General features: G+C 69.9%; 8 protein-coding genes. 1 reads left to right on the top strand and 7 read right to left on the bottom strand.

Annotated features, from left to right (window positions below; all coding sequences use genetic code 11):
* Positions 1 to 214: L-serine ammonia-lyase, iron-sulfur-dependent, subunit alpha (locus AB0O34_RS34240; RefSeq protein ID WP_363922692.1), on the top strand; the 214-nt coding region annotated here is incomplete at its 5' end.
* A gap of 160 nt (positions 215 to 374) precedes the next feature.
* Here the strand turns inward: AB0O34_RS34240 and AB0O34_RS34245 are convergent.
* From AB0O34_RS34245 to AB0O34_RS34275, 7 genes are all read right to left on the bottom strand, one after another.
* Positions 375 to 3,908 carry a ThuA domain-containing protein gene (locus AB0O34_RS34245; RefSeq protein ID WP_363922694.1) on the bottom strand — a complete coding sequence of 1,178 codons (3,534 nt, stop codon included), beginning with the start codon at positions 3,906 to 3,908 and terminating at the stop codon, positions 375 to 377.
* Positions 3,909 to 3,968: 60 nt separating this feature from the next.
* Positions 3,969 to 4,844: a sugar phosphate isomerase/epimerase family protein gene (locus AB0O34_RS34250; RefSeq protein WP_363922696.1), complete on the bottom strand. Its 876-nt coding sequence runs from the start codon at positions 4,842 to 4,844 to the stop codon at positions 3,969 to 3,971.
* A complete protein-coding gene (locus AB0O34_RS34255) occupies positions 4,841 to 6,055 on the bottom strand; it encodes a substrate-binding domain-containing protein (RefSeq protein ID WP_363922698.1) in 1,215 nt (404 codons plus the stop codon). The genes AB0O34_RS34250 and AB0O34_RS34255 overlap by 4 nt, the downstream gene beginning before the upstream one ends.
* 28 nt (positions 6,056 to 6,083) lie before the next feature.
* On the bottom strand, positions 6,084 to 7,013 hold the full coding sequence (locus AB0O34_RS34260) for an ABC transporter permease (RefSeq protein ID WP_363922700.1): 930 nt from the start codon (positions 7,011 to 7,013) through the stop codon (positions 6,084 to 6,086).
* Positions 7,010 to 8,011, bottom strand: coding sequence for an ABC transporter permease (locus AB0O34_RS34265; RefSeq protein ID WP_363922702.1), 1,002 nt, complete (start codon positions 8,009 to 8,011; stop codon positions 7,010 to 7,012). Before AB0O34_RS34265 ends, AB0O34_RS34260 begins: the two co-directional genes overlap by 4 nt.
* Positions 8,008 to 9,432, bottom strand: coding sequence for a sugar ABC transporter ATP-binding protein (locus AB0O34_RS34270; RefSeq protein WP_363922706.1), 1,425 nt, complete (start codon positions 9,430 to 9,432; stop codon positions 8,008 to 8,010). Before AB0O34_RS34270 ends, AB0O34_RS34265 begins: the two co-directional genes overlap by 4 nt.
* 197 nt (positions 9,433 to 9,629) lie before the next feature.
* Positions 9,630 to 11,350 (bottom strand): ThuA domain-containing protein (locus AB0O34_RS34275; protein ID WP_363922704.1); only part of this gene is annotated, 1,721 nt, incomplete at its 5' end.

Genomic DNA, 11,350 nt, shown 5'->3' on the forward strand with positions numbered 1-11,350 from the left:
CGGCGGCCTGGTGCAGATCCCCTGCATCGAACGCAACGCGGTCGCCTCCATCAAGGCCATCGCGGCGGCCCGCATCGCCCTGCGCGGCGACGGCCGCCACTTCGTCTCCCTGGACAAGGCCATCAAGACCATGCGCGACACCGGCCGCGACATGCTCGACAAGTACAAGGAGACCAGCCGGGGCGGCCTCGCCGTCAACGTCATCGAGTGCTGACCCGGGCGGGCGGTCTCGAACGCGCCGCACGGGACAGGCTAGAGCGACCGAACGCCCTGCCTCGGACCGTTCTTCTCCGGTGTTCACGATTCGAGGCAGGGACGTCGGTCTTGTGCAGCGGAATGGAGCCACGGCGCCCGGTGCGGGCGCCGGGGGTGGGTCAGCCGACCTGGGTGAACCTCCATTGCTGGTTGGTGCCGGTGTTACAGGTCCACTGGACGAGCTGGACGTCGTTCGCCGTGGAGGCGTTGGGGACGTCCAGGCACTTGCCGCCGTTCGACGAGATGACGCGGTAGACGCCTGTCGTTCCGGTGGATTCGAAGCGCCACTTCTGGTTGGCGCCGCCCGAGCACGACGACTGCTGGATCAGAGCGCCGTCGGCGGTCGAGGAGCCCGCGACCTGCATGCACTTGCTGCTGTGCACGGCGGCCAGGGTGAACGTCCCGTTGCCGGTGTCGGTCACCTTCCACTGCTGGTTGGTGCCTCCGCCGGCCGTCCACTGGATGACGGCGGCGCCGTCGGCGGTCGACTGGCCTCTGACATCGGCGACCTTGCTGCTGTGCCCGGCGGTCAGGGTGTAGGTGCGCCCGCTCTGCGGGCCGCCGGTGTTGCCGTTGCCCTGCCCGACGCCCGCTCCGTTGAAGGTGATCGAGTCGACGTCGAAGGCGTTCGCCGTCGGTGCCCGGAACACCATGTAGACGTTATGGGTGCCACCGGGGTTGGTGATCGTCGCCGCCGGCAGGGACTGGTAGGTGTTCGATCCGCCGGTGCTCGGCACCGAACTGGACGCGATGAGCGTCCCGGTCGGCGAGTCCGAGCGCAGCTCGATCGATCCGCCGGTGCTGGACTGAGCCGCGACACGGAACGACGCCGAGGTGATCCCCGACAGGTTCATCGGGGAGAAGGAGATCCAGTCGCCGTCCGAGATCTGGCCGACGCGCCTGCCGCCCTCGGCCCCGCTCTGGTCGATGACCTGGACGCCCGACGAGCCGGTGAAGAACTCGGCCTGCTTGTGCTTGGGCTGCAGCGTGATCCCGGTGCTGGTCTTCAGGCCGCTCGCGTCGGTGTACTCGGCGATCAGCACGTAGAAGACGTTGGAGGCCTCGTCATGACCGGAAGCAGTGGTCGTGATGGTCCCCGAGCAGCCGGTCGTCTGGCCGGTGTCGTGGCTGTGCGTGTCGTGCCCGAGCGCGGCGATCACCGTCACCTTCGAGCAGTCGATCGTGCCGTCCTCGGGGTCGGTGACGTTCACCGTGTAGTTGACGGTGTCACCGAAGTTGATGAACCCGCCGTCCGGCGGCGAGCCGAAGACGACCGTGGGACGGGTGTTGCCGACGACCACGGCCACCGTGACGGTGCCCGTCTTGCCGCCCGCGTCGCGGACGGTCAGCCTGGCGTTGTAGGTGCCGTTGGCGGTGTAGGTGTGGGACGGGTTGGCGCTGGTGGAGGTCCCGCCGTCACCGAAGTCCCAGGCGTAGGTGATCGCGGTGCCCTCCGGGTCGGACGAGCCGAGGGAGGAGAACGTGACGGTCAGCGGAGCGCTGCCCGAGTCCGGGGTGACGGTCGCCCTGGCGATGGGGGCGCGGTTGCCTCCGGTGCCGCCGAGGTAGTCGACCCGGTAGACGCCGTCGTCGGTGTTGTCGTGACCGAAGCCGTTGCCCCAGTCGGCGTAGTACAGGGCGCCGTCCGGGCCGAACTTCATGTCGATGGGCGCGTGCGGGGAGAGCTGCGCGACGAAGTTGTTGATCTTCAGCAGGTTGCCGGAGGAGTCCAGGCGCAGCTCCTTGACGAAGTTGCGGCTCCAGTCGTAGAAGAACGGCGTCTTGTCGAAGTACTCGGGGAACTTCCGGTCGGAGGCGCTGTTCGCGTCGTAGTGGTAGAACGGGCCGCCCATCGGAGCCGCGCCCCCGCAGCAGTTGATCTCGGGGAACTCGGCGGAGGCGTGGTAGTTGTACCAGATGGTGGCGGACTTGGCCGCGGGCAGGTTGGTCAGCCCGGTGTTGTTGGGCGAGTTGTTGACCGGCGCCGAGCAGTTGAACTTCGAGCCGGAGGTGTTGGTGGAGAAGTTGAAGTCGTTGAACGGGATGTTGTTGCCGACACAGTAGGGCCAGCCGTAGTTGCCCGGCTCCTTGATCAGGTTCCACTCGACGGTGCCCTCGGGACCGCGGTTGGAGTTGGCCGCACCCGCGTCAGGGCCGTAGTCGCCCACCGAGATCCAGCCGGTGTCCCTGTCGACCGAGAAGCGGAACGGGTTGCGGAAGCCCATCGCGTAGATCTCGGAACGCGTCTTGGCGGTCCCGGGCGCGAAGAGGTTGCCGGAGGGGACGGTGTAGGTGCCGTCGGATTCGGGGTGGATGCGCAGGATCTTGCCGCGCAGGTCGTTAGTGTTGGCCGCGGAACGCTGGGCGTCGTAGTGCTCGCGGCCGGACCGCTCGTCGATCGGCGCGAAGCCGCTGGAGCCGTTGGGGTTGGTGTCGTCACCGGGGCCGATGTAGAGGTTGCCGTTCGGGCCGAACGCCAGGTAACCGCCGGTGTGGCCGGGCTCGTCGACGTTGCGGAACGCCGGCACCTCGATGATCTTCTTCTCGCTCGACAGGTCGAGTGTGGAGCCGTTGAGCGTGAACCGGGAGACCCGGTTGACCTCGCCGCCGTTCAAGGGCGAGTAGTTCAGGTAGATGTAGCGGTTGGTGGCGAAGTTCGGGTCGAGCGCGAGGCCGACGCCGCCGTCCTCACCGCCGTCGTACACCGACAGGGTGCCGATCGTGCGCGGCGACCCGCCGGGGGGAATCGCGTTGACCTTGCCCGACCGGGAGATGTAGTAGACGGTGCCGTCGGCGGCCACGTCGAGCTCCATGGGCTGGTCGGGCGCGCCGTCCAGCGTGACCTTCTGGTACCGGGCCGCGATGGTGCCGCCACAGTCACCGGGCGCGACGCCCGCCGCCCACTGCACACCGCCGAGCACGTGCTGCTTGAACAGCGGCTCGGAGTAGGAGGAGGCGTTGTGGCCCATCGCCGTGGCCCACACCCGGGCGGTCTCGGGGTTGTGACACCAGGAGATCGGGTGGTCTGCGCCCATCTTGTTCGGCCCGGCGTCATACGTGGTCTCGTCCGCGGTGACCAGCACGTGGACGCTGCCGCGCATGTTCTTGTCGAAGTTGTACCACTCCTCGGTGCGCGTCCACCGGTCCGGCAGCCCTCTGGTCGAGGGGTGCGCCTTGTCGGCGACCTTGGCGGTGCCCTGCACGATCGATGAGTGCGCGGTCATGTGGGCGCCGGCCAGCACCGTCTGGTCCCACCAGGGGAACGACGACTCGATGTTCATGTCGGTCGCGTTGTGGATCGCGACGATGCCGTGGCCCGAGCGCACGTACGCCTGCATGGCCGCGCGCTGCGAGTCGTTGTCCCAGACCATGCCGGAGGTCTGGAGCATGATCACGGCGTCGTAGGTGTTCAGCGTCGCCGTGTTGAAGACGCTGGAGTCCTCGCTGCGGTCGAGCTGGAAGTTGTTGTCCGCCGCCAGCTGCTGGAACATCGTGATACCGGCGGCGATGGAGTCGTGCCGGTAGGCGCCGGACGCCGTCTTGGAGAACAGCAGCACCTTGAACAGCGGGGCCGCGGCGTGCGCCGGCACGGCGGTGAACGAGAACAACAGCAGTACAGCTGTTAGGAGGCGGAGTAGCCGTGGTCTTCGCATGAGGGGTCTCCAGGGAGGGCACCGGTTTCGGTCCGGCGCGAAGGGATGGGGAGGGGATTTCTATGACGGGTCGTCCCGGACGGCGGGGATGGAACCGTCCGGGTGTTTCCAGAGGGTGCGTAGAAAGGCCAGTCCGTCGGTGGCGAGGGCGTCCTGGGACGGGGCGAGCGGGCGCCAGATGGACGCGGCGGTGGCGATGGTCTTGTTGTCGGCGGTGAAGGACTCGATCACGAGCGGGCCGGTGTAGCGCGCGTCGCGGACGGCCTCGGCGAAGCCGGGCCAGTCGAAGTGGTCGGCGCCCGGGGCGCCGCGGTCGGTCCCGCACACCTGGATGTGCGCGATCCGGTCGCCGGCCAGCCGGACGGCCCGCGGCGGGTCCTTCTCCTCGATGTTGAGGTGGTAGGTGTCCAGGGCGAGGCCGCAATCGTCGGGCAGGGCTTCGAGTGCCTGCTCGACGGTGTTCAGCAGGCTGGTCTCGTACCGGTTGAGCGGTTCGACGCCGATGCGGACCCCGTGCTCGGCCGCGTGGGCGAGAACCGGCTTCAGATTCTCCCTGAGCTCGGCGTAGATGGCGCGGCGCTCGTCCGGGCTCATCCGCCAGGCCCGGCCCACCGAGGAGTAGGCGGGCCCGCTGACCGCGGGCGCGCCGACGGCCACCGCGACGTCCACGCAGTGCCGCAGGTAGTCCTGGGTCTCCCGGACGGTCTGCGGCGGGGCGCCGACCAGCTCACGCCCCGGCGGCATCGTCAGCACGACCGAAGCGCCGAGCCCGAGTCCGGCGAGCAGGTCGGCGGCCCTGGGCGGGTCCCATTCACCGGGCCGCTCCACCGGAAGCTCGATGACGTCGAACCCCCACTCCGCGATCCGCGGCGCCAGCGCGGCCAGGGAGTCGTCGGTGAGTGGTGAGACCCAGACCCAGGTGTTGACACCGATCACCGCTTGCCGCCCCACTTCTCCGGGTATCCGGGCAGGTCCTCGCACCCGCACAGGGCGTAGTGCAGCGGCGGCATGCCGGGCTTGAGGTAGGTGGCGAGGTTCTCCTGGGTGACCGTCGGCTGCGGCAGGCTCCAGACCTTTGGCACCTGCTCACCCTTGAGGATCTTGAGCGCCGCGATGATGGGGGTGCGCCACTGGTACGTCGGGTAAGTCGGGGCGATCGCGGTCAGCTTGGAGTCGCTCCACTTCTTCAGGAAGTCCTGCTGGTCCTCGCCGTTGATCGGCGGGACGGGCTGGCCGGCGTCCTCGAACGCCTCGACCGCCGCGACGGCGGTGGCGCCGGCGTCCATCCAGACACCGTCGATCTTGCCGTGGCGCTGGATGTAGTCGCCGACGATGCTCTTGGTCTTGGCGGCGTCGCCGTCGGTGAACTCCACGCCGACGACGTCGAGGTCGCTCTTGTCGAACGCGATCTTCGCCGCCGACCAGCGGGTCTCCAGCACGTCCACGCCGGGCAGGATCCGCAGCGCCAGGATCTTCCCGCCGGCGGGCACCTTCTCGACGAGGAACTCGGCGGCCTCGGCGCCGAACGCGTAGCCGCCGATCGGCTTGATGAAGGTGACCGGGCAGTCGGTGCGCACGCCACGGTCGAACACGATGACCGGCATCTTCGGGCACGCCCCGGTCACCGCGGGCGTCAGGGTCACGGTGGTGTTGGGCGAGACGATCAGCGCGTCACACCCCTTGCCCTGCAGCTCGGCGATGTCGGAGATCTGCTTGTCGTCCTTGCCCTCCGCGTCCAGCGCGGTGAACCGCGTGATCTCCTTGTGCAGGGCCACCTCCGCCTGCATGGTCTTCCAGCCGACCTGCCGCCAGGGGTTGTCGATCGCCGCGTTGGAGAAGCACAGGTGGTACGGGCCCGCCTTCTTGTACTCGGCCGTGTCGGTGAGCTGCGGGTCGATGCTCTGCTCCCACGGCTTGCCCTCCGGGCCGGTCGGCTGCGCCGTCCGCATCGTCATCTGGGCGTCGTAGTCGCCCTGCACGAAGAACTTCGACTGGTCGCCGGTGCTGGAACCGGTCGACTCCGCCGCGGAGGCCGTCGGCTGCGCGGAGGTGGTGGCGACGGGTTTGTCGCTGGTACACGAGGCCAGCGGCACCGCCAGTCCGGCCAGCGCCACCGCGGCCAGCATTCGCCGCGAGAAATATCGCAAGATCGTTCCTTTCGTTTTCACTATCAGGTCAGGTGGCCGCGACTCGCCTGCGTGGCAGGTTCACCGCACCGATGGCCACCGCGGCGATGATGATGACCCCCTGTACGGCCGGCTCCAGCGCCCCCGAGACGCCGTACAGGTTGAGCAGGGTGAACAGGGCCTCCAGCGTGAAGGCGCCCGCCATCGCGGCGACCACGGAACCGCGGCCGCCGCCGAGGGCCACGCCGCCGAGCACGACCGCGGTGATTGCCTGGAACTCCAGGCCGACGCCGACCTGCGCGGACACGCCGGCGAAGCCGCCGAGCAGGATCGCGGCGATCGCCGCGGACAGCCCGGAGATCATGAACGCCACCGTCCGCACCCGCGCGACCCGGACACCGGACAGGGCCGCGGCCCGGTCGTTGTCCCCGGTCGCGACCAGCGTGCGGCCGAAGTCGGCGCGCATTGCCCGGATCGCCACCGCCCCGGCCACCACGAGGATCAGGACCGCCCAGGGCACCGGACCGAGGCTCCCGCGGCCGAGCTCGCGGAACTCCGCGGAAAGGGCGCCGCGGGGCGCGCCGCCGGTCCACAGGAAGACCGCACCGGACAGGATCAGCAGCATGCCGAGCGTGGTGATGAACGACGGCACCCGCAGCACCGTGGTGACGACCCCGTTGACCAGCCCGGCCAGCAACCCCAGGGCGATCATCAAAGCCAGCACGGGCCAGGTCGCGCCCGCCGAGCCGTCGATGAGCCGGGCGGCGATCACCACCTCGGCGGTGACCAGCGAGCCGACCGACAGGTCGTACTCACCGGACACGATCACGAAGTACTGCCCGGCCGCGAGGATCACCAGCGGCGCGGCGCGCTTGACGAAGGCGAGGAAGGCGGACGGCTCCATGAAGTAGGGGTTGACGACCGCGATGGCGACCAGCAGCCCGGCCAGCACGATGAAGATCGGCAGAGCTCGTCTCATGTCGTCCGCCTCCCCCGCGCGTAGATCGCCAGGGCGGCCACCAGGACCACGCCGCGTACGACGTCCTTGGCGAAGGAGTTGATCTCCATCTGGTTGAAGACGCTGTCGAGGACGGCCAGGAGCAGGACGCCGCCGACGGTGCCGGCGACCCCGCCGCGACCACCGGCCAGGGCCGTCCCGCCGAGCACGACCGCGGCGATCGACTCCAGGTCGTACCCGCCGTCGGTCCCCACGGTCGGGGCCCCGGCCCCCAGCCGCGAGGCGAGCAGCAGCCCGGCGATCCCGGCGCAGATCGAGCACAGCACGTGGGCGACGACCACGACCCGCCCCGTCCGCACACCCGACAGCCGCGCGATCTCCGCGTCGCCGCCCACGGCGTAGATCCGGTGGCCCAGGCGCGTCCTGCTCAGCAGGAACCACACCGCCACCGCGACCGCGGCCCACAGCAGCGCCGACACCGGCAGCGGTCCGACGCGGTCGTACCCGAGGTGCTGGAACGAGGCGGGCACGCTCCCAGCGGGCCCGTCGTACCGCCAGTCCAGCACTCCTCTGATCACCAGCGCGACCCCGAGCGTGGCGATGAAGGGGTGCACCTTCAGCCGGGTGACGACCAGCCCGTTCACCAGTCCCACGGTCGCGCTCACGGCCAGCACCGCAGCGACCGCGGGCAGCACGCCGGAGTCCTCGCCCGCCATGGTCTCGGCCGCGACCAGGGAGGTCAGGCTGATCAGGTAGGCGACCGACAGGTCCAGGCTTCCGGCCAGGATCGCCACGGTCTGTCCGACGGCGACGATTCCGAGGGCCGCCGACCGCTGCTGGATCCCGACGATGTTCGAGAGACCGAGGAATCCGCCGCCGTCCAGCTCGAACAGCGCCCAGCCCAGCACGATGAGCAGGGCCAGGGCCAGGTAGACGGCGCGTGCGGGCCGGTCGGCGGTCAGCCGCCCGAGACCCGTCACCCGTGCCGGGATGCGCCCCGGCTTGACGTGCTCGGTCACGACGCGGCCGCCAGACGCATGACGTCCTCCTCGGACGGGCCGGCCGGCAGTTCCCCGGCGACGCGGCCTTCGCGGAGCACCACGATGCGATCGCTCATGCCGATGAGTTCGGGAAGCTCGGAGGAGATCATCAGGATCGCCATGCCGCCGCGGGCGAGTTCGCGCATCAGGTCGTGGATGGCGGCCTTGGCGCCGACGTCGACGCCGCGGGTCGGCTCGTCGAACAGCAGGACCTTCGGGGCGACCGCCATCCACTTGGCCAGCACGACCTTCTGCTGGTTGCCTCCGGACAGCAGCCGGACCTCCTGCGTGGGGCGGGGCGGGTTGAGCCGTACGCGCTCCAGCAGCCGGTCGACTCCCGCGAGGCGCCGCCCGGTGGCCCGTGCGACCAGCAGGGCGTTGTCGCCCAACTGCTGGTCGAGCAGCAGTCCCTCGGCCTTGCGGTCCTCGGTGACCAGGCCGATCCCGGCCATGATGCCCTCCCGGGGCGTGCGGGGACGGCAGGGGGTCATCTCGCCGACGGTGAAGGGCTCGGCGCCGAACAGGGCCTTGGCGACCTCGGTGCGGCCCGAGCCCTGCAGCCCGCCCAGCCCGACGATCTCGCCCGCCCGCACGTCGAGGTCGATGCCGCGCAGCCTGTCGTTGCCGCCGCCGCGCACGCTCAGCATCACCTCGCCGGGCGGCTCCTCGGAGCGGGGCGGGAAGTAGGAGTCCAGCTCCCGTCCGACCATCAGGCGGACCAGCGCGACGGGGGTCAGGGCGGACGCGGCGGCGGTGGTGACCCGGGCACCGTCCTTGAGCACCGTGATCCGGTCGGCGAGCTCGAAGACCTCGCGGAGCCGGTGCGAGATGTACAGGACGGCGATGCCTCGCTCGGTGAGCCGCCGCACCAGTGCGTACAGCAGCTCGACCTCGTGGCCGGCCAGGGCGGCGGTCGGCTCGTCCATCACCACGATCCGCGCGTTCAGCGAGAGCGCCTTGGCGATCTCGACGACCTGCTGCCGCGCGACCGAGAGCCGCCGGACGAGGTCGCGCGGGCCGAAGGACTCCTCGCCGAGGGAGCGCAGCAGCTCACCGGTCGCCGACTCCATCGCCGCCCGGTCGGTCAGCCCCCACCGGCCCGGTTCCCGGCCGAGGAACACGTTCTCGGCGACGGTGCGCTCCGGCAGCAGGGTGAGCTCCTGGTGGATGATCGCCACCCCGGACCGCTGCGCCTCGACTGGATGCCGGAACGCCACCTGCCGGCCGTCGATCTCGATCGTCCCCTCATCCGGGGTGTGCACCCCGGCGAGGATCTTCATGAGCGTGGACTTGCCCGCGCCGTTCTCGCCCACCACGGCGTGCACCTGTCCGGCGGCCGCCTCCAGGTCCACGTCCCGCAGCACCCGGACGCCCAGGAAGCTCTTGCCGATGCCGGTCATCTTCAGCACGCGGCCCGCCCGGCGGGTCCGGAGCCGGCACCGGCCGGCACGGGGGCGGCGCATGGTGTCCTGGTGGTGCGACCGGCCATGGCGCGTCCGCGTACCGCGTGTGGCGCGGTTTCCTGCATGAATTCTCCTAACGGGGGGTGAAAGCGGGCGGAGGACACTCGGGAAGCGCCCTCCGCCGTGTCGTGCCGTCAGACGCGGGCCCACTTCTGGCCGGAGGAGCCGTTGCAGGTCCAGATCTGCGCCCTGGTGCCGTTGGCGGTGCCGTTGCTCGCCAGGCTCAGGCACTTGTTCGCGCCGATGGCGGTTACGGTGCCGTCGGAGTTGAAGCGCCACTTCTGGTTGTTCTGGCCGTTGCAGTCCCAGATCAGGACCCCGGTGCCGTCGGCGGTGCCGGCGCCGTTGACGTCCAGGCACTTGTTGCCGTACACCCGCAGCTCACTGGAGCCGGTCAGCGTCCACTTCTGGTTGTTCTGCCCGTTGCAGTCCCAGATCTGGGCCAGGGCCCCGTTGGACTGCGACGCGCCACTGACGTCCAGGCACCGGCCGGAGGCCACGCCCTTGATCGTGGTCGTGGAACTGGGCGTCGGCGTGGGGGTCGGCGTCGGCGTCGGCGTCGGCGTGGGGGTCGGGGTCGGCGTGGGGGTCGGGCCGCTCAGTTCCTTGACGCGGATGTTGCGGTAGGCCACCGTATTGCCGCTCCCGTGGTTCTGGATACCGATGTATCCCTCCTGCAGGGAACGCGCCGAGTTGGTGTTGGTGAAGTCGTTGATCTTGACTCCGTTGAGGAACACCTGCAGGCGCTCCCCCTCGACGAGGAGCTCGTAGGTGTTCCACTGTCCCGGCGGGTTCAGCGCCGCGTCGCGGGCGGCGATGTCGGCGGACTTGACCCCGTAGACGGCGCCGGTGGTCTTGTCCGCGGAGTCGGTGGCGTCGATCTGGACCTCATAGCCGGTGTCCAGAGCGGTCTGGGGGTCGGTGGTGGGGGGGAACCCGACGATCACACCGGAGTTGGAGTCACCGGTCAGCTTCCAGTCCAGCTTGAGGGAGTAGGAGTGGTACTCCTTGGCGCTGTACCAGAGCATTCCCATGCCGCCCTGGGAGGTCAGCGTGGCGTCGGAGTTGGTGAACGACCCGGGGCCGGCCTGGGTCCAGCCGGTGGTGGAGCCGTTGTAGATCGCGGTGTACCCGGTCTCCGGGCGGCAGTCGGCCTTGGCGACGCCCGCGGCGTAACGGATACCACCGAGGAGCAGGGTGCGGAAGGCGGACTCGGAGTAGGCGGCCTGGCTGTGGCCGAGGCCGGTGTAGAACGACCGTCCCGCCGACTGGGGGTGGCACCAGGTGATGGGGTGGTCGCCCATGTTCCCGCCGCTGTAGCTGGACTCGTCCAGGGTCTGCAGGATGTGCGCGGTCGAGCGGGGGTTGGTGCGGTAGTTGTACCACTCATCGGAGCGCGACCATGTCGGGCCGAGGTGGGCGGTGGCGGGGTGCGCGCGGTCCTCGGTGCGCACGGTGGCCTGCTGGATGGCGGGGTGGTTGTTGAACCAGGCGCCGACGAGCTGGCCGTAGTAGGGCCAGTCGTACTCGGTGTCGGCGGCCGAGTGGATGCCCGCGTACCCGCCGCCGCCGTCGATGTAGGACTGGAAGGCCGACTGCTGGGTGGAGTTCAGCACGTCACCGGTGGTGCTGAGGAACACCACCGCCTTGTACTGCGCGAGGTTGCTCGTGGTGAACGCGTTCGCGTCCTCGGTGGCGTCCACCGCGAAGTCGTTGGCGGAGCCCAGATCGCGGATCGCCTGGATACCGGTGGGGATGGAGTCGTGCCGGAAGGCGGCGGTCTTGGAGAACACGAGCACCTTGAACGCCGCCGCCTGGGCGGGGGACGCGGTGACCATAGCGGCGGCCGCCGTGG

This window comes from Sphaerisporangium sp. NPDC088356 (assembly GCF_040685555.1).
GTDB lineage: Bacteria > Actinomycetota > Actinomycetes > Streptosporangiales > Streptosporangiaceae > Sphaerisporangium.

Bases quoted from the DNA above. Each gene is read 5' to 3' on its own strand.
- AB0O34_RS34260 (WP_363922700.1), bottom strand. From the start codon at position 7,013: ATGAGACGAGCTCTGCCGATCTTCATCGTGCTGGCCGGGCTGCTGGTC.
- AB0O34_RS34245 (WP_363922694.1), bottom strand. From the start codon at position 3,908: ATGCGAAGACCACGGCTACTCCGCCTCCTAACAGCTGTACTGCTGTTG.
- AB0O34_RS34270 (WP_363922706.1), bottom strand. From the start codon at position 9,432: ATGACCGGCATCGGCAAGAGCTTCCTGGGCGTCCGGGTGCTGCGGGAC.